The sequence below is a fragment of the Burkholderia cenocepacia genome (assembly GCF_014211915.1).
GTDB lineage: Bacteria > Pseudomonadota > Gammaproteobacteria > Burkholderiales > Burkholderiaceae > Burkholderia > Burkholderia orbicola.
Genome location: NZ_CP060041.1, coordinates 186,107 through 205,289 on the forward strand (window position 1 = coordinate 186,107; position 19,183 = coordinate 205,289).

General features: G+C 61.6%; 17 protein-coding genes. 2 read left to right on the plus strand and 15 right to left on the minus strand.

Annotated features, from left to right (window positions below; all coding sequences use genetic code 11):
• The first annotated feature begins 189 nt into the window (after positions 1 to 189).
• The gene (locus SY91_RS30085) at positions 190 to 1,101 is read left to right on the plus strand and encodes a DUF72 domain-containing protein (RefSeq protein ID WP_043886393.1); all 912 of its coding nucleotides are present in this window, start codon (positions 190 to 192) and stop codon (positions 1,099 to 1,101) included.
• 140 nt (positions 1,102 to 1,241) lie between these two features.
• Here SY91_RS30085 and SY91_RS30090 read toward each other — a convergent pair whose 3' ends face one another.
• Positions 1,242 to 1,472, minus strand: a complete 231-nt coding sequence (locus SY91_RS30090; RefSeq protein ID WP_185921496.1) for a hypothetical protein — start codon at positions 1,470 to 1,472, stop codon at positions 1,242 to 1,244.
• A gap of 53 nt (positions 1,473 to 1,525) precedes the next feature.
• Positions 1,526 to 2,584 (minus strand): porin, encoded by a 1,059-nt coding sequence (locus SY91_RS30095; protein WP_023474641.1) that lies wholly within the window; start codon positions 2,582 to 2,584, stop codon positions 1,526 to 1,528.
• Positions 2,585 to 3,035: 451 nt separating this feature from the next.
• Between SY91_RS30095 and SY91_RS30100 the strand changes: the two genes are divergently transcribed.
• The gene (locus SY91_RS30100; RefSeq protein ID WP_043886383.1) at positions 3,036 to 3,773 is read left to right on the plus strand and encodes a helix-turn-helix transcriptional regulator; all 738 of its coding nucleotides are present in this window, start codon (positions 3,036 to 3,038) and stop codon (positions 3,771 to 3,773) included.
• 64 nt (positions 3,774 to 3,837) lie between these two features.
• On the opposite strand, the gene SY91_RS30105 is transcribed toward SY91_RS30100, so the two are convergent.
• From SY91_RS30105 to SY91_RS30165, 13 genes are all read right to left on the minus strand, one after another.
• A complete protein-coding gene (locus tag SY91_RS30105) occupies positions 3,838 to 4,521 on the minus strand; it encodes an ABC transporter ATP-binding protein (protein ID WP_023474643.1) in 684 nt (227 codons plus the stop codon).
• A 20-nt stretch (positions 4,522 to 4,541) separates the two neighbouring features.
• The gene (locus tag SY91_RS30110; protein ID WP_043886385.1) at positions 4,542 to 6,317 is read right to left on the minus strand and encodes an ABC transporter permease subunit; all 1,776 of its coding nucleotides are present in this window, start codon (positions 6,315 to 6,317) and stop codon (positions 4,542 to 4,544) included.
• Complete coding sequence (locus SY91_RS30115) at positions 6,295 to 7,140, minus strand: branched-chain amino acid ABC transporter permease (RefSeq protein ID WP_043886386.1); 846 nt, start codon at positions 7,138 to 7,140, stop codon at positions 6,295 to 6,297. Before SY91_RS30115 ends, SY91_RS30110 begins: the two co-directional genes overlap by 23 nt.
• A gap of 4 nt (positions 7,141 to 7,144) precedes the next feature.
• Positions 7,145 to 8,248, minus strand: a complete 1,104-nt coding sequence (locus SY91_RS30120) for a substrate-binding domain-containing protein (RefSeq protein ID WP_260632531.1) — start codon at positions 8,246 to 8,248, stop codon at positions 7,145 to 7,147.
• 116 nt (positions 8,249 to 8,364) lie between these two features.
• The gene (gene iaaH / locus SY91_RS30125) at positions 8,365 to 9,786 is read right to left on the minus strand and encodes an indoleacetamide hydrolase (protein WP_023474647.1); all 1,422 of its coding nucleotides are present in this window, start codon (positions 9,784 to 9,786) and stop codon (positions 8,365 to 8,367) included.
• A 116-nt stretch (positions 9,787 to 9,902) separates the two neighbouring features.
• Positions 9,903 to 11,135, minus strand: a complete 1,233-nt coding sequence (locus tag SY91_RS30130) for an MFS transporter (RefSeq protein WP_023474648.1) — start codon at positions 11,133 to 11,135, stop codon at positions 9,903 to 9,905.
• A gap of 13 nt (positions 11,136 to 11,148) precedes the next feature.
• On the minus strand, positions 11,149 to 12,336 hold the full coding sequence (locus SY91_RS30135; protein ID WP_185921497.1) for a carbon-nitrogen hydrolase family protein: 1,188 nt from the start codon (positions 12,334 to 12,336) through the stop codon (positions 11,149 to 11,151).
• 152 nt (positions 12,337 to 12,488) lie between these two features.
• Positions 12,489 to 13,448 (minus strand): helix-turn-helix domain-containing protein, encoded by a 960-nt coding sequence (locus tag SY91_RS30140; RefSeq protein ID WP_052334977.1) that lies wholly within the window; start codon positions 13,446 to 13,448, stop codon positions 12,489 to 12,491.
• 83 nt (positions 13,449 to 13,531) lie between these two features.
• Complete coding sequence (locus tag SY91_RS30145) at positions 13,532 to 14,677, minus strand: alpha-hydroxy-acid oxidizing protein (protein ID WP_043886388.1); 1,146 nt, start codon at positions 14,675 to 14,677, stop codon at positions 13,532 to 13,534.
• 125 nt (positions 14,678 to 14,802) lie between these two features.
• On the minus strand, positions 14,803 to 15,975 hold the full coding sequence (locus SY91_RS30150; RefSeq protein WP_043886389.1) for a 4-hydroxybenzoate 3-monooxygenase: 1,173 nt from the start codon (positions 15,973 to 15,975) through the stop codon (positions 14,803 to 14,805).
• A 114-nt stretch (positions 15,976 to 16,089) separates the two neighbouring features.
• Entirely contained in the window at positions 16,090 to 17,436 is a 1,347-nt protein-coding gene (locus SY91_RS30155) for an MFS transporter (RefSeq protein ID WP_023474653.1), read from the minus strand.
• Positions 17,433 to 17,657: a hypothetical protein gene (locus tag SY91_RS30160; protein ID WP_124476524.1), complete on the minus strand. Its 225-nt coding sequence runs from the start codon at positions 17,655 to 17,657 to the stop codon at positions 17,433 to 17,435. Before SY91_RS30160 ends, SY91_RS30155 begins: the two co-directional genes overlap by 4 nt.
• 40 nt (positions 17,658 to 17,697) lie before the next feature.
• The gene (locus SY91_RS30165) at positions 17,698 to 19,149 is read right to left on the minus strand and encodes an aldehyde dehydrogenase (protein WP_023474654.1); all 1,452 of its coding nucleotides are present in this window, start codon (positions 19,147 to 19,149) and stop codon (positions 17,698 to 17,700) included.
• Positions 19,150 to 19,183: the final 34 nt, after the last annotated feature.

Below are 19,183 nucleotides of genomic sequence, written 5' to 3' on the forward strand. Positions count from 1 at the left end.
CGTGCTGGCGAAGGCAGTGATGCGTGGAGCGTCGGGATGCACCGTCCTGTCGCGCCGTTCGCGAGCGCAGCGATCATACCGGCCGAACGTGGCGCGGTCTTTAAAAAAATCAAATCGACGAAGGCGGAGGCACGCAGATTGCTCGTCGCCCGGACCGCTATCAGGGACCCGGCGCAGCCGGGCATCGACGTGACACGCACATCCGGCAGGATTCACATCGGCATTTCAGGCTGGCGCTACCCCGGCTGGCGAGGGACGTTCTATCCCGCCGACCTGAAGCAGGCCAGCGAGCTGCGGTATGCATCGGGCCGCATGCAGACGATCGAGATCAACGGCACGCATTACAGCTTGCAAGCACCTGACAGTTGGCGACGCTGGTACGCCGACACACCGCCCGGGTTCGTGTTCAGCGTGAAAGGCTCGCGCTACCTGACGCACATGCTGCGCTTTCGCGGCGAAACGGCCACGACCGCGTGCGCGAATTTTTTCGCTCAGGGGCTGTTCGCACTGAAGGACAAGCTGGGGCCGCTGCTGTGGCAATTTCCGCCGTCGCTGCGTTTCGATCCGGCGCACATGGAACGCTTCCTGAGCTTGCTGCCGCCCGACACGGAAGCGGCGCTCGCGCTCGCTCGACGGCACGATGCGCGAGTGCGTGAACCGTATCTGCAGATCGACCGCAAGCGAGCGTTGCGTCATGCGGTGGAAGTGCGGCACGACAGCTTCGTGGACCCGGCGTTCGTGAAGCTGCTGCGCCGCCACAAGGTCGCGCTCGTCGTGTCGGATTCGACCGAGGCGTGGCCGCAGTTCGAGGATCTGAGCGCACGCTTCGTCTACATCCGGCTGCACGGCACCGAAACGAAGTATTCGGGCGAATACGCCGATGCGGCGCTCGAACGATGGGCGCGCAGAATCGAAGCGTGGAGCCGGGGCACGCAGCCGGACGATGCGCGTCTCGCCGCGCCGGCGCTGCAACCGCCGCGCGCCGCGACGCGCGACGTGTACTGCTATTTCGACAACGACACGAAAACGCAGGCGCCGTTCGACGCCGGGCGGCTGATGGATCGGCTCAGGCTGCAGACACACGATGCGGCGCCGCAATGAAACGCTCGGCAGGCTGTGACCATCGGGAATGTCGTCCGCCGCATGGGCAGGCGCGCAATATGCTCCTGCACTCGCGGATCGTGCCCTTCATCGGGGTAATCGTCCTTTTCGTGCAAAATCGGGCGGCTTCGTCACAAATTTCATTGCGAATCAATGGCATAGTAAGTTTTTGATTTCGCGGAACCGTGTCCTTCGGGTGCAAAATCTGGCGCTTCGTCCTGGCGCGCCATCGAGACCAACCATACCTTCACTTTGAAGGGGTATATCGGGCTGTCCGGCAAGGTGGCGCGGGGACTCTTGAATATCCCGACCAGCCCGACCGCTGCCTTGGGCGTATCGGTGCGGGCACCGAGTTCGATCAGCCGCCGCACGACATCCCAGTCGGCGCCCCACGCTGTTCGCCATCGTTCTCGACCCGCAACCGTCAGAACTTGTGCCGAATGCCGATCCGCGCCGCGGTCTGAAAACTCGTGCTGGACGGCGACCCAAGCGCTGCCTCGATTTGAGCGCCGTGTGCATGATCGTGTGCGAGCGCGCCAACGAAATAAACGTCCGTTCGCTTGGAAATGAAGTAGTCCGCGCCGACGGTTATCTGATTCGCGCTGCCAACCCCGTTGTTGCGCTGTTGAAACTGGAACCCTGCTCCGAGCGAGATATCGGGCCTGACAAAGTAAGTCATGCCGCCGTCATAGGTCAGAGCCCGCGCCTGGGTCCCGCTGCTCAGCTGGACATCGGTCACTACACCGAATATCTGGGCTTTCCCCAGGCTGTAAGTTGCGCCACCGGCGTACTCGGTCAAATTCGCGGAAGTCGTCGCGTTATGCTGCTTGAAATACGACAGCGATGCGGCGAGCCCGCCTTGGCTGTAGTTCAGCAGAAAATTCATCGAGCTGTTGGTGCCCAACGAGCCGGCGACATTGCCGAAACCATACATGGCGCCGACACTGAAACCCGAAATCGTGGGCGACAGATACTTCACCGAGTTATTGATGTTGTCGCCCCACAGTCGGTTATCGAGCGTATACCCGCCAGCCGCATACGCCGGGATTCCCCAGCCCAAAATGCCCGCCGCCGTGTTGCCCGCAATCGAGTATGCCGGGAAAATATCGCCGATGAAGTCGTATTGCCGCCCGAGCGTCAGCGTGCCGAAGCGCCCATCGAGGCCGACGAAGGCTGCGCGATTGAACAACAGCCCGCTCTGCGCCAACGCGCCGTTGGAAAGTTGAAAACCGCTTTCGAGCGTGAAGATCGCCTTAAGCCCGCCACCCAGATCCTCTTTACCCGTCAGCCCCCAACGATCTCCCTGCGAGGACCCAGACGTAAACTGCACGAGCGCACCATGTCCGGTGCTCGATTTCGCATTGTTCGTGTACGTGATGCCGGCATCCATCAGCCCGTACAGCGTCACTGACGACTGCGCATGTGCCACGCCACACCCAACCGCGGCGCACACCACCATGCTTCGCTTGATGACCGTATTCATATAGTTTTCCTAATTTTATGGCGTAGCTTTCGTTGACGAAAATGACTGAGGAAAACGTCCCGCCGGAAATGCATCGGAATCGTTTGGTCAATGGGCAGGCGTCTCCGGGGAATCCTCCCGCTTGCCTCGCTACAACGAACCGTCTCAGCACGTCCGCTTCCCACTGCACGTCTACTCTATGGGCAGCGTTTTTTGAGCCCCATCGTTAGAAATATCGACAGGGAAACCTTGGCCTGAGCCCGCGCTCACGACACTCAGAGGTCCGCATCCCTTTCGATCTGCAATAGGCAGTGGACCTGACTGCGGCATGAATACAACGGACGGACAGAGGCAGCGAAGTTCGTTGCTGATCAGGAATTTTTGCGCTGCTATGCTTGGTGTGTAATGCGAACCAGTCTTTCAAGGCTGTCACGCATGCTGTCTCCTGATTCTTCCCACCGATGAGGCACCCTTGAAGCCACAAGTTCACGATCTCACGCTCGACGAACTCCGACTTTTCGGCGACATCATCGGACGGCTCGAAGAGCTCGGACCGGTGGTGGACGTCAGGCGCGTCGTTTTGTCAGACTTGACCCGGCTGCTGCGATCCGATTTCTGCGTCTCCTACAACTGGGATGCCGAAAAAGGAGCCTATGTCGACCCGATCGCGGTCAACGTCGACTCGGATCACGTGCGTCGCTACACGAGCTGGTACCAGCACAATGACCCGATGACGGCGCAGCTCTGCAAGAGACGCAGGGCCACGTTGGTGGAGGAAGTGATGGACCGGCCCGCACTGGAGAAAAGCGAGTTCTACAACGAGTTTCTCGCGCAGGATGGTTTGCATCACGGGATCAACGTGTTTGTCTTCGACGGCGAGCGCCAACTCAGCGACCTGAGAATCTGGCGAACGAGGAATCGGCCTGAGTTCGAGATGCGCGACAAACTCGTGCTCGATGCGATCGAGCCGTTCCTTTGCCGCGCGATCAAACGTCGGGCAGGCAGCACGACAGGGCTCACGGACCGTGAGAGCGAGATCGCCCAACTCGTTGCAAAGGGTTGTACCGATCAGGATATCGGCCGTCTTCTCTGCATCAGCCTGTCGACCGTGCGCACCCATTTGCGGCGGATCATGGACAAGAAGGGATTCTCCAACCGCGCGGAGCTTGCTGCCTGCGTCGCCGCGGCCGGAACGACCGCACCGTCATGACGATTGAACGGCGCGGTCGACGGCCACGTACGCACGACGCGGCAAGTCGTCCGATAACGGGAGACTAAACCGCCAACACGGCTTCGAGCCGGTCGCGAGACATATCAATCGAGTCGCCCGACAGCACGACCTCTCCATGATCCAGACCGATGAAATGGTCGGCGATCGACGTGAGAAACGTCAGATTCTGCTCGACGACCACGAACGCCGCTCCGTCCGCGATTCGAGACCGGATGACCGACACCATCCGCTCCAGATTCTCCTGCTGAACACCTTCCGACGGCTCGTCGATCAGCGTGAGAGGCGAACGCTCTGCGATGACCCTGGCGAAGGAAAGTAACTTTTTTTCACCACCGCTCAACTTCCCGGCCGGTTGGAACAAGCGTTCCTTCAGCCGCGGGAAAATCCGGAAGAGATCGTCGTATGCGTCCAGGCTTCGGGTCTTGAATCCGAGTGTCAGGTTGTCCGCGACGCTCAAATTGTCGAAGACGACCCGCTCCTGCGGCGCATAGCTCATCCCCAAACGTCGCCGTTGATGCGACGGCACTTTGCCCACTTCGCCGCCGTTGACGGTGACCGTACCGGACGCGGGCTGGATGATGCCGGCCAAAGCGCGCATGAGCGTCGACTTGCCCACGCCGTTGCGGCCGAATACGCCCAGTACGCTACCTGCGGCCACCTCGCCGCTGATCCCCTTGAGCACCATCGTGTCGCCGTAGCCAGCGACGATCGACGAAAACCTCAGCATGGCTTCTCCCCGGCGCTCGCTCACTTTCTTCCTCCCGAGTAGACGGCCTTGACGTCTTCCGACATCTTGACCTGTGCCAAAGATCCGACCGCGAGGCTTCTGCCCTGATGCAGGACCACCACGTTGTCGGCGATCTTTTCGAGTGCGCTCATGTCGTGCTCGATCACGATGGCCGACGCGTCCAGTTCGCTCACGGTCGACGTGATCGCGTCCATCATGTGACGGGTTTCGTGCGCCGAGAGACCGGCGCACGGTTCGTCGAGCAGCAAAAGACGCGGCTCGGTGATCGCCACCATCGCGAACTCCAGCATCTGGCGCATCCCTTGAGAAAGATCCCCCGCACGAACGGCCATATTCGATTCGAGAAATCCGAATTTTTCGAGTGTGCGAACGCGTTGAAGCGAATTCCAATGCAGCGGCGCCGCGGCCATCATCTCTCGAGGACGGATCCGGTTCGCCCACAGCGCGATCTGAAGATTCTCGTTGACGGACAACTGCGCAAAAACCGACGGAATCTGGAACTTGCGGCCGACGCCCAGTCGGGCGACCTGCCACGCCGGCGAGGACGAAATCTCGGCCCCGCGAAAGTGGATTTCACCGGAACGAACCGGCAAGCGGCCCGTCATTGCGTTGAACGTCGACGTCTTCCCTGCGCCGTTGGGACCAATGAAACAATTGACGCCCCCTGCTCCCACCTCGAGATCAAGCCCGTTGAGAATGTTGACGCCGCCCTGGCTGACTTCCACCTTCCTGAAACTGAGCAGCGTGGATTGAGCCGGTCGCAGGTCGATCGTCGCGATGTCGTGCGCATCGATCCGTTTCTCCGGAATGGGGTTCGCGACGTGCAGACCGGCCATGCGCGCAAGCGCGGCCGCCGCGCCGGCCAGGCCATCGGGAAAGAGCCGCACCACACCGATGAAAATCAGCGCGACCAGCACTTCCCAATAGGTGAACAGGTCACGCCACGTCGCGGCGAGCAGTCCGATCACGACGGCGCCGAGTTGCGCGCCCAATGGACTGCGCTTTCCGCCGACGGCCGCCCAGATGACGAACTGCGCCGACAATGCCACGCCGACCGCCTGCGGACCGACCAGACCCTCGTGCGGCGCATACAGGGCGCCGCCCAAACCCGCGATCGCGCCCGAGAGGCCGAAAGCGGCCGCCTTCAGCTTGTGCGTCGCAAATCCAAAAAACTGGAGGCGATCTTCATTCTCCGAGATCGCTGCCCAGAGCGTCCCGATCGGTCTGCGGTTCAGCCAAGTGATCAGTGCCGTGACCCCGACCGCAGCCGCTGCGATCACGTAATACAGATTTCCATACCGGTCGGTCATCGGCAGATCGGGGATATCGGTGAGCCCGTTGAAACCGCCGGTCACGCTGCTCCATTGATTGGCCAGCAGAAACCCCAACATGCACAACGCGAGAGTAATCAACGAAAAAAACGGCCCGCTGTCGATCCGGCGCGAAAAGACGATGAATCCGATCGCATAGGCCAGCGCCGCCGGCGCCGCTATGGCAAGCGGAAGCAGAATGATCTGCCATTCGCCGCCGGCCGCGCCCGCGGAGCGCAATACAAACGCGCTGACATACGCGCCCAGCCCGAAGAACAGACTTTGGCCGAGCGGCAAGAAACCCGAATTCCCCCAGCACAAGGCAACGCTTTGCGTCGCCATTCCATACAGCAACAGCAGCCCGATCTGGTTTGCGCTGTAGTCGCCGGCCCACAGCGGCAAGCTCAGAAGAATCGCCGCCGTGGCAACCTGGAGGGCCGTTTCAACGGCGCGAGACGAGGCCATTTGGGCGACTCCACAAGAAATAGATGGACAGGATCAGAACAGCCGTATAACCCGACGTCTGATCGATGAAACTCGACACCGCGACCTGCGTTCCACCGATGACGAACGTGCCTACCGCGAGACCGAGCAAGCTGCCCAGGCCACCGACGACGAGCACGAAAAACGAATTGAGCAGATAGTCGAGGCCCATGTACGGCTCGACCCGCACGATCGGTGCGAGCAGTACCCCCGCCAGTCCGGCCAGCACCACACCCGTGACGAAAGTGCCGCTGGCCAGTCGCGTCGTGTTGATGCCGGCCGCCTTCGCAAGAAGGGGATTCGCGACCATGCCCCGGATCCGCGCGCCCGTCTGGCTGCGGCTGTACCATGCCGCGAGCCCGGCGAATGCGAGGCCCACCGCGAACATCATCGCGAGTCGGAATGCCGGATACGGCGTGCCCAGGACATCGATCGATGCGCCATCCACACCGGCCACGTCCTGGTAACCCTTTCCGAACAATGCGACCACGCCTTCGCGCAGCAGGATCGAAACGCCCCAGGTTGCGAGCAAGGTATCGAATGGCCGCTGATACAAAGGACGCACCAGCAGGCGTTCGACGATCCATCCGACGGCGGCGCATACGACGATCGCCAAAGGTATGGCAAGCAAGGCAGGTAACCCGAGACGCTGCACGACGACAACCGAGTACGCGCCGAGCATGATGAACTCGCCATGCGCCATGTTCAGCACGCCCAGCAGGCCGAACACGATGGCCAGGCCTATCGTCGTGAGCGCGAGGGCCGCACACGCGTACCCGAGATTGAGAAGATAGGAAAGCAGCATGACGTTAACCCGCACCCGCTCCGCTCGCACAGGTCTCGGCCGAGCCGAGTTGCGAGAACGTCTTGACGATGTCGTAGCGGGCGCCCGATGCCTTCGCGAGGAAGATGTCGGCCGTCACGTTGCGGGACTTCATCGTCACCACGCCGCGCGGGCCTTTGTAACTGGCCCCATCGGACGCCTTCGTCAGCTCGCCGATCGACACGGCATTCGCCTTCCTGGCCATCGCGTCATACATCAGGATGCCTTCGTATGTCGACTCGCCAATGCTGCTCAATACCGCCGAAGCGCCGAACTGCTTGTGATAGCGCTCCAGAAACTGCGCGGACGTGGCGGTCGGCGTCGAGAAAAAGCCGGAAGCCGAGTAGAGGTTCCTGGCGTTGGACGCACCGATGCCGATCAACGTGTTTTCCTCGATCATCGTGCCGAAACGGATCATCTTGTCGCTGAGACCGAAGCTCGCAAAACTTCTGTTGAACGTGACGGCCGAGCCGCCCACCAGCGTGATGAACACCGCATCTGCCTTGCTGTCCCGGATCTTGCCGAGTACCGCGTCGAAGTTGTCGACGTCGAACGGCACGTACTCTTCGCCGACCACGGTCGCGCCGGCACCCTGAATCGCCTTCTTCGCCACTTCGTTCGACTTGCGCGTCCAGATGTAGTCGTTGCCGATCAGGAACCAGCGCTTGATCTGGTGTTGGGCGGTCAGCCACGGAATGACCGGCGTCAGTTGCTGCGCGGGCGTCTCGCCGACGAAGAACGTCCCCTTCGCGCAATCGCCCCCCTCGTACATCGGCGTATAGAAGTAAGGCACCAGGCCTCGGAACAGACTTTCCAGCGCCGTGCGCACGGCACTGTCGTGCGATCCGACGAAGACCTCCGCCTTGTCGCGCTTCCAGAGGCGGAGCGCCGTCTGCGCCGACTCGGAAGGTGCTGCGCCGGCGTCGCCCACCAGCAACTCGAGCGGGCGCCCCAACACGCCCCGCGCGCGTTGATCTCCGCGATTGCCATCGCTGCGCTGTTTTTGCAGGCTTGGCCGAAGAATGCGGCCGGCCCGCTCATTGGCGCCATCAGCGCCAGCTTCAGCGGCTGATTTGCCGCGCGTGCCGATGCCGGCACGAGCCCGCCAACGCCCACCGCGGCACTTGCAGCACCGAGCGCAATACTCTTCAGGACATTTCGACGATTCATTTGCTTGCCTTTCTCGTTAAGCCGTTGCCGGATGGTTCAAACGGGTGCGTCGAGACGCGGGAACGTCGCGGCACACAGGACACGCTCCATTTCCTTGCCGATCTGCAGAATTCGCTGATCCGAATACGGAGCACCGTCCAGCGCCAATCCAACCGGGAGCCCATCCTGGGTCAGACCTGCCGGCACGGTGATGCCGGGTACCCCTGCGTTGCTGCCCGGTTCGGTATTTCGTGTGTATGCGGCAAAGACATCGAGCGCTTCGGACCCGACCACCACCGTTTCAGCGCCGATGCTGCAGGCCGGAATCAGGACTGTGGGAAACAGCAGTGCGTCTGCGTCCACTTCGCGAAGACACGCCACGTACGACGTGCGCGACTGCTCTCGCGCGAGAAGCGCTTCGGCGTATTCGGTCGCGGAAATCGCACCGCCCCCCAGGATGTGGCCGACGATTCGGGCCACATCCGGGCTCTCGATGCGGGCGACGATCTCCGGGAACGTCACGGCTACGCCGCCTGCTTCCAGATAGCGCGCCACGGCACCGGCAAATTCGAAGAAAGGGATGGTGGCGTTCTTCTTCGCACGGAAAAACGGATAACGTCGCAGGTCCACGTCGACCAGTTCGAAGTCGGCTTCCTCGAGCTGCTGGAGCGCACGTTCGAGTACCGGCCGGGCATCGGGCGACAGCCCCTCCCACATCGTCGAGTACGGGACTGCCAGGCGAAAGTCACGTTCGCCGTCGATCACGGGAAGCGCTGAACCACTTCCCGACAGGATCTCGTCCAGCAGTATCACGTCGGAGACGGTGCGGGCAATCGGGCCGACCGTGTCACGCGTGGGCGATATCGGTACGACGCCCCCGGACGGATAGCGTCCATGCGTAGGACGAAAGCCGACCAGTCCGCACAGCGCCGCCGGTATCCGTACCGATCCGCCCGTGTCGGTGCCGAGCGCCGCCGGCACCGCACCGCTCGCCACCAGCACGGCAGACCCACCGCTGCTTCCGCCGGGAATTCTGGACGGGTCATACGGATTCCGGGCCGGGCCAAAACATCCGTTGTCGTTGGTGCAGCCGAAAGCGAGTTCGTGCATGTTGGCTTTGCCGGCTGCCAGCGCACCGGCCTCGATCACGCGTGCCACGACCGGCGCGTTCGCTCGCGGTACGGCGTGGCGGAGCGCTGCCGTTCCAGCGGCTGTCGGCATGCCCGCACAGTCGATGTTGTCCTTGATGGCCAACGGAATGCCGGCAAGTGGCATCCGGCCGGTTCGGGCTGCGAGCGCTTCATCGTGCGCCCGCGCTGCTTGCAACAGCGCCTCGGCGTTGAAATACACGAACCCGTTCAGCGACTCGGTTCTGGCCTGTTGATCGACCAGCGCCTGAACGTATTCCAGGCAGGAAATCTCGCGTCGATCGATCGCGCCTTTTGCGTCGACGACTGAAAGCTGCGGCAGGGTTGGCATCTACGTCTCTTGTGCATGTCGGTCTTCGTAGATTGCGCGCCGACATTTTTGTCGCGCATCGTCAGAAATGACGACGACGCAGCCAACCCTGCCAGCGTCGCCTCATCGCCGGACGTTCAGGCCGCGTCGACGTTCGAGACGGCATGCTTCGACGTCGCGACGGGCACCGTTTCGTCGAGAAACATCCCGACGAACGCGCTCACCAACGACACACACCCGACGATCAGCATCGGATAACCCAGGCCGAACGTGTCGGCGAGCCCGCCTGCCACCACCGGCATCAGGACCCCGCCAATGAGTTCACTGACAGCGGTTGGAACGCCCACGGCGGAGCCGGTCAGCGTCGAGGGTACGGATTCGCAAGGAATCACGGCAAGAAAGAGCGGCGCGATCCCGAAGCCACAAATCCCGGCAGCAAAGAGGTTGGCGAACATCACGATCGGGGAAGCGTGACAAAGCACGAACGCCAACATCAGGAGGCCATAGCAGGTCGCGGAGACGACGAGCACGATACGGCGCCCGAGCCGATCCGATATCGCCGGAACGGCGATCATCCCGATGAACCCGCCGAAACCCCATCCGGAGATGATCAGGCCGACCGTACCGAGGCTGAGGCCCACCACTTTGGTCAGATAGAGCGCGACGAACGTCGAGAACACGAACAGGCCCGTCTGGAACAGCGATCCGATGACCGTGGTCAACCAGATGTTCTTGTATCTCAGCACGGTCAACGGGCCGCCCGATGCGGATCGGACCTGCTTGTCGCGACCGGCCTCCGTCTTGCGCATGGTCTTGCCGATCAGGAACGTCAGCAAAAGCCCCGGGATGCCGAGCACGAAAAACACCCACTCCCAGTGCATGTGCATCACGAGCTGGGTAGCGATGATCGGCCCGAGGCCGATACCCAGAAGCGGGAAAAACGACTGATGAATGCCCAGATTCAGGCCGCGCCGGCTCGGCGTCGATATTTCGTCGATGGTCGCAACGCTGGCGCTGAACACGCCACCCTCGCCCACGCCAAGGAGGCCTCGCACGAGCAGCATGCTGTGGAACGACTTGGCGACGCCGGTAAAGGAGGTCATCACCGAAAAGAAGATTGACGACCCAAGAAGAATCTTGCGACGCCCATGGCGGTCGGACAGACTCCCGAGCACCCAAGTCGAAATGGCCCAGGTCAGCGCGAGAACCGACGCGATGGCGCCGGCCTGCGTGTTGTTCAGCTTGAGCTCCGGCAGAAGAACCGGGAACAGGTACACGATGACCAGACGGTCGAGACCGACGATGCCGAACAGCACCGCAAGCAAGACAACCATCTTCCATTCGTAGCTTCTATTTTCTTTGTAGTTCATATCGATATCCTAACTATATCGTCTTGACTGGATGGTCATCGCTTCGAAGAATAGCCATCCCACCTTGATCGGCATCAAGCCCACACGGCAGCGGCACGAAGTCTCCAACCGGCTCGCCATCGAATGACATGGCGAGTCCGGCGATCCCACTACCGATCTCCGCCACTTCTCGCTGGCTCGGACGGGCAGCTGTTGTCCGATGCAGTTTGATCATCGGCAACCTCCTCCCCAGGCGCTCTGTCGAAAATCTCGGCGACAGGGGGCGCGGTCGCCGGTCGATCAGCAAACGCAGAACGTCAGGCCGGGCGTAATGCCCCACCGGATCGAACACGCACTTCGACAGCGATTGCAGGCCGAGGTCGATATCGGCGTAGAGCAGGCCTTCCGCGGTTTCGTCGATCTTGTCGAACAGTTCCGCCCCGTCGGGCCCGTATCCCACGCTATGGCCGCCGCCTGCCCGCAACAGCTGACGTTTGTCCTCGGTGTCGCAAAGGCTCTCGACCATTTCCTGGGTCACGACTGTCGAAGGCGCGAGGACGAAGCAACCTCCTTCGACGGCATACGTCCGCGAAACCGCGTTGTTCACCTGGTGACTCAATGCGCTGGCAAATTCATAGAGCGAGAAGCTTGGCCAGGCCGCAACGTGGACCTGTTCGCCTTGCGCATACATTGCGGCCTTGGTCAAAGGCTGCACGTGTTCGGCACAGCACAGCGCGCCGAGCTTTCCCAACGGACTGTCGATTACGGTCAGGCCGCTGCCCTCCCCGTCACCGAAGACCGTCCGCTCGAGGTGGGTAGGTTTGAGTTTCTGTCGTTGCAGGAGGGTTTCTCCGTCGGGGCCGATGATCCATTGGGAGATATACAACGAATGGCCCTTGCGCTCCGAGAGTCCCATCACCACCGTGATACGGTTTTTTCTCGCCGCGTCCCTCAGTGCATCGGCTTCCGGACTGTCGTAGCTCAGCGAGTTGTCGAAATATCGCTGAACATAGCCTTTGCTCATATACCAGGCCGGTGTACCCAGCCAGATGTAGAACGGGTAGCCCGGCAGCCACACTTCAGGGAATGCGATCAGGGCGGCGCCGGCCTGCGCCGCCTCTTCAATCAGGCGTATGGACTTTTCGATTCCGGCTTGAAGATCAAGGAACGCCGGGGCGGCTTGCACGACAGCCGCCTTATATTGGGGATGGTTGAGAGCCAAGATACTCCTCCACGACTCGCGGGACGGGGCGCCCGCAACGTTGTAGAGAAAGTGTCCCGGGTCAATATGGCGGACGCTTGACTCTGACAGAACAGGATTTTTACTTATGCTGCCAGCAGGCGGGATCGCCGCGCAACCCGCTCGGCGGCGATTCAAATAGCGCTGCGGTGCTTCGCACGGTAGTCGCGCGCGGACATGCCGAAGTGACGTCGAAACGTGCGACTGAAATGCGATGCATTATTGAAACCCCATGCCATCGCAATATCGGTAATCGAGCGGTTTGCGTACGCACGTTGCCGAAGCCACTCGCCGCACCCGTTGAGCCGGGCCGTACAGATGGTCTCGCCGATCGACTCCCCGACCTCGGCGAACAGCCGGTAGAGGTAACGGCTGGACACCCCCAGTTCATCGGCGATCCGTTCGGGTCCCAGTTCCGGTTCGTGAATCCGGTCCTTGATCAACGCACGTGCCCGAAGCAGATGCATCTCTTTCACGTTGGATCTGGGCAGCGGAACCGTGTTGAAATAATCCGCCAACGCCAGCGCGACCAGGTTGGCGGACACATCGCCAAGCCTCTCGCAAGCGGTCATCGCGCCTTTGTCTGACGAAAGCACTCGGTGCAGCGACGCGATATGGTCCGCGGCGATACGGCGTATCCCGGTGGCCGCAGGAATACGCACCGCGGTGTGCTGCCGGCCGCACGGCACCAGTTTCTCCAGCGCCTGGCGGGGAAAGCGGATCGTGTAGTGTTGTCCGGAAAAATGCCAGACGAAATGGCGCGATGAGTCGAACAGCACCATGTCTGTAGGGTCGACGAACGCGGTGCGGGCATCCTGCTCGAGTGCACCTCGCCCCTCGATCTGTATCGACACGAGCAGGTAGTCGTCCGCCGTGCGCCGCACGTCGTCCCAGTCATGAGCCGCGACGTGATCGACCGCCGAGATCCGCGACACACACACTCCGCCGGTGTTCACGCTGGAAATCTCGCCACGAAATCCCTGATCGGATTTGGTCCTGAAAACCATGGGGACGCAACTGGCCCGGACCTGATCCGCCCATGCCAAAAGCCGGTCGTCGCGATGGTAATGATCCGTGGTCGTCACTTGATTCATGGCACAAGGTTCCGGCGGCAAATACGCGGGAGTGTTACCCCGAACAATTGCGCATCCAGAATCCGCCGTCAATGCGCAGTTACCTATGATGGCCGCTTCGAAATATAGCTGCGATCGAGCTCGTCCACCGAGCGACAACCGATGAGCGCGAGCGTCCGGTCAGTTTCCCGTTTGATCATGTCGATGACATCGCTCACGCCGGTTTCCCCTCTGGCAGCCAGCCCGTACAAGGTGGCGCGGCCCAGCATCACGGCGTGGGCCCCCAGCGCGACCGCCTTGACGACGTCGGTCCCCGTCCGGATGCCGCTGTCGAGAATGACCGTCGAGCCCGAGGTGCGCTCGACGATATCCGGCAACACGTCGGCCGTCGCGGGCAGGTCGGCGAGTTGCCTGCCGCCGTGGTTCGAAACGATGACGCCGTCCGCGCCGAGCGCGACGCACCGCGCGGCATCGTCGGCCGTCACGATGCCCTTGACGAGGAGTTTGCCCGGCCATTCGTCCCGCAAACGGCGCAGGTCGTCCCAACTGAAGCTCGCATCCATCTGCCGGCGAAGAATCGCCGCCTGGGAGGCCGTGTCCGATGCATCGTCCGTGGCGAAATTCTTCAACTCCGGCATGCCGTTCATCAGATAGGACCAAAGCCAGCGCGGGTGCGACAGTCCGTCGACTGCCGCACGTGCACTTGCCTTGAACGGCATGGCAAAGCCATTGCGAAGATCGCGTCGGCGAAAGCCGTTCACCGCAACATCGGCGGTGAGGATCAAGGTCGAATAGCGAGCCGAACGGGCACGATTGACCAGACTCTTCGCGAGGTTGCGATGAACGACGTACAGCTGAAACCACAGGTCTCCGTCGGCCCCTTTTGCCACCTCTTCGATGGACATGTTGGAAGCCGTCGATAGCGCAAACGGAATACCGGCCTTGCCCGCTGCGCGCGCAAGTGCGAGGTCGCCCTTCGGCCAGAACGTGCTATTGAGGCCCGTCGGCGCGATCACCAGCGGTAATGGAATCCGCCGCCCTAAAAGCGGCACCGACTGCTCTCGTGTGCTGACATCCGACAGCCGGCGCGGCAACAACTGCAACCTGTCGAACGCCGAACGATTATGCGTCAATCCCGATTCATCGTCCGCCGCGCCTTCCAGATAGTCGAACACCATGCGCGGCAGCCGCCGTCTGGCTTCGTCACGATAGTCGCTGACGGAGAAAATTCCGGGAAATCCTGTTGTCATGATTGGAGTACTGTCAGAGTAAATCGTGATGCAAAAAGCACGAGACGCGCTGCACGCCGGTTTCGCGCGTCTCGGTCGACCGTCCGAGCCGGAAGACGACCGAGCAACGGCACAAATGTCGAAAGCTAAACGACAACGCTGCCGACATAGTTTTCCGCCATGGACCTCGCCGCAGTCTCGGACGTAGTCACATGTTCGAGTTCGGCAACCTGCAACTGCTGTTCAAACGGCGAGGCATCGTCGAGGCGATGCATCATGCGGGTCATCCAGTAGGAGAAATGCTCCGCGCGCCAGATCCGCTTCAGCGCGGACTGACTGTACGCAGCGAGTTGCGCTTCATCGCCAGTCCGGTAATAGGCGTCCAGTCCACCGCTCAGGGTCCGTACGTCGGAGACCGCCAGGTTGAGACCTTTTGCTCCGGTGGGCGGAACGATATGAGCGGCATCGCCGGCAAGAAACAGCCGGCCATGCTGCATCGTCGTCGAGACAAAGCTTCTCATGCCGACGATATTCTTCTGAAAAATCTTCCCGTCGACAACGCGCTGACCATCGGCGGAGTCGACGCGTGCATGCATTTCGGCCCAGATCCGATCGTCGGACCACATATCGACGGAATCTTTCGGGTCGCACTGGAAATACATACGCTGAACCGTCGGCGAACGGGTGCTGACCAATGCAAAGCCACGATCATGACGTGCATAGATCAGTTCGTCGGCGGACGGTGCACCTTCAACCAGAATGCCGAACCAGCCGAAGGGATAGACGCGCTCGAAATCGCGCCGAACGCTCTCGGGAATCGCCGAACGGGACACCCCTTGCGAACCGTCGCATCCGATCACGAAATCACAGTTCAGCGTATGCGATTGCCCTTGATGCATGAACCGTATCGACGGGGCTGGCGTGTCGATGTTGTGAATCGAGACATCCGCGACACCAAACAGGATAGAGCCGCCCGCAGCAACGCGAGCCGCCACCAGATCCTTGATGACTTCGTGCTGCGCATAGACGGTGATGGCCCGCCCGGTCAACGCCTTGAGGTCGATGCGCCGCCGCTTTCCGTCGAACGCGAGTTCAAAGCCGTGATGCAACGCACCTTCCGCCTTCATTCGTTCACCGACACCAGACGCTTCAAGCAGGTCCATCGTCCCCTGCTCGAGTACACCCGCCCTGATCGTCGATTCGATCTGCTCGCGTCCGCGGGTTTCGAGCACGACGGACTCGATACCTTTCAGATGCAAAAGATGAGAGAGAAGGAGGCCGGCAGGACCGGCGCCAATAATGCCTACTTGAGTGCGCATGCTATCTCCAACTGAAGGTACTGTCAGACGCTTTCCGTCATTCGGTTGAACATGAGCGACGTCGTTACGTGCTCTGCGCGGAGCTCGTAACATATGTCGCCCTCGACACTAATCTCAGACGCCCTTGATGGGCGGAATATGGCGACGCACGATCATCAGGCAGATAAAGACCATCGCCATCGCTCCACCCAGCATGCCCAGGTACGCAGACGCTCCACCCTGCGTGATCACGAAGGCCCCCGCGAACGCGCTGAGAATCGCGCCGAGCCGCCCAAACGCGAGCGCGGATGCGGTCCCGGTCGCGCGAATCTCAGTGGGATAGACATACGCGCAAAGGGCATACATCGTCGACTGAACCGCGTTGACGAACAGACCGTGCAAACCGATGCCGAACACGAGCAGCGTCGTGTGGGCGGAAACGTCGAGACCGCGCAGGAAAAGCGCGCTCGCGGATGCCATCAGGCAGCACACGAGCAAAGGCCATCGCGACCCGAATCGACCGATCGCCACCGCGCAACCCATTGCGCCGAGTACGCCGCCGAGGTTGTAGGCGGTAAGACCCGAACCCGCCACCGAAGGACTGAGCCCCTCGCCTGCAAGCATCGTCGGCAGCCAGCTGAATGCGCTGTAGACCGCAACCAGGTTCATGAAGAAAGCGACCCAGATCGCAAGCGTGTCTCGGCCCTGATGGTCGGCGAACAGCGCGCGAAAGCCTGGACGCTGCCCTGCCTTCTGCTCCTTCTGATCGGCGAACACGGCGTCCGGCCGAATCGAGCGGGACATGCGGGTCAGCAGGTGACGCAGTTCGTTCCAACGTTCGTGACGGCGGGCCAGATAACGTGGCGATTCAGGCATGACGAAATACAGCAGGAACGCCAGCGCGACGGGAAGCGTGCCGCCAATCAGAAAGAGGCCGCGCCAGTCATAATGAGGCAGCACGACGCTCGCGAACAACCCGGCAAGCATGCCCCCCAACGGTACGCAAACGATGGTTGCGGTCACGGCGAGCGTTCGTCGGCGAGCAGGCGTAAATTCCGCCGTCATGGTCGTCGCGCTCGGCAGTGCGCCGCCGATACCCAGTCCTGCGAAGAAACGCAGGATCGCAATGGTCATGACGTCCGGAGATAGCGCGATCGAACTCGTCGCCAGGCCGAATACCAGCACGCTCCCGATGATTGCCCAGCGCCGACCGAACCGGTCCGCGAAAAGCCCGGCGAACGCGCTGCCGATACCCATGCCGACAAGACCGGCGGCAACGGCGGGCGCAAATGCATTGCGCGTGATGCCCCATTCCTTGATCAGGCTGGGAATGGCAAATCCGATGAGTTGCCCATCGAATCCATCCATCACGATCGCGAGCGCGGCGAGCAGGACGACCATTCGCTGGAACGCCGAGAACGGTCCATCATCAAGTGTGCGGCCGATGTCTACGGTCGGCAGACGCGGATTGCGATCGTTCATTTCGCTCCCCCGACCGGATCGGCGAATTCAAAATTGCAGTCCTGATTAATCCACCTTCCAACGTGATGATCAAACTCGAACCGCGTGCGATCGAGCGACGACTCGGCATTGACGACAGGCATTGCAGTCTCCTTGAGCCGATCGCTCGTCGTTCCAGGAGCGAAGGCTTTCCAACAATATAGGGTTGTTATTTTGTTCGCGCCCACCGTCAGGAAGCTCATCGCTTCCACGGCGAAACACGCGCGCGGGCCGCGTCAACGATCAGAACGGATAGTGACGAGGCGTCGTTTGCACGGTGATCCAGCGCAAATCGGTAAATTCCGCGATTCCCGCCTTGCCGCCGAAATGCCCGAAACCACTGGACTTCATCCCGCCAAACGGCATTTGCGCCTCGTCGTGAACCGTCGGGCCATTGACGTGGCAAAGCCCGGACTCGATACGCTTCGCTACCGTCAACGCCCGCGCGACGTCACGGCTGAAGACTGCCGCGGACAGACCATATTCGTTGTCGTTTGCGCATGCGATGGCTTCTTCGTCGCCATTGACGCGAACGATCGCCTTGACGGGCCCGAACGACTCCTCCCGGTAGATTTGCATGTCCGCCGTCACGTGATCGAGCAACGTGGCCGGCATCAGCGTGGTCTCGGCTTTCCCTCCGCATACCAGCGTCGCGCCTTTCGCCAGCGCGTCCTCGATCAGGTCGTTGCACCGCCTGACGGTCGCCATGTCCACGACGGAGCCCAGCACGGCCGGCCCCTTTCTCGGATCGCCAAGCGGCAGGCTTCGTGCCTTTTCCGCCAGTCGCGCGACGAATTCATCGGCGATCTTCGTGTCGACGACGATGCGTTCGGTCGACATGCAGATCTGGCCGGAATTGGCGAACGCCCCGAATGCCGCGCCTTGAACGGCAGCTTCGATATCGGCATCGTGAAGCACCAGAAACGGCGCCTTTCCGCCGAGTTCGAGTACCGAAGGCTTCAGATATTTCGCGCACTGGGTCGCGACGATGCGGCCGACGCGCGTCGAACCCGTGAAGTTCACCCGTCTGACCGCCGGCTCGGCAATGATCGCTTCGACGATGTCGCCCGCATTCGCCGGCGCGTTCGTGACGAAGTTCACGACGCCGCGCGGCAGTCCGGCATCCTGCAGCGCCTCGATGATGAGGCCGTGGGTCGCGGGGCAGGTTTCGGAACCTTTGAGCACGACGGTATTGCCGCACGCCAGCGGCAATGCGATGGCACGCACGCCGAGGATGACGGGCGCGTTCCACGGTGCGATCCCGAGCACGACGCCAGCGGCCTGCCTCACGCCGAGCGCGAGACTGCCCGGCACGTCCGACGGAATCACCTCGCCCGAAATCTGCGTGATCATCGCAGCCGCTTCACGCAGCCCGTCGGCCGCAAGCTTGACGTTGAAATCCGCCCACAGGCGGGATGCGCCCGTTTCGGTTGCCATGGCTAGCGCGAAAGCGTCGCCTTTTTCTTCGAGCGCATCCGCGGCCCGATTCAGTAGCGCGCGTCGTTCGCCGGGGCCCATCGCCGACCATGCGGGAAACGCGGCGGCCGCCGCTTGCACCGCCGCTTGTGCATCGGCGACAGTCGCGGCCGGCGCCGTCGAGGCAACCGTGTCATCGAGTGGGTTGCGGCGCTCGAATATCGCCCCATCGCGAGCCATCGTACGCTCGCCGTTGATCAGCATCGATACCTGGTTCATTACCGTCTCCTTGAATATTCTTGAAAAGCCAGCC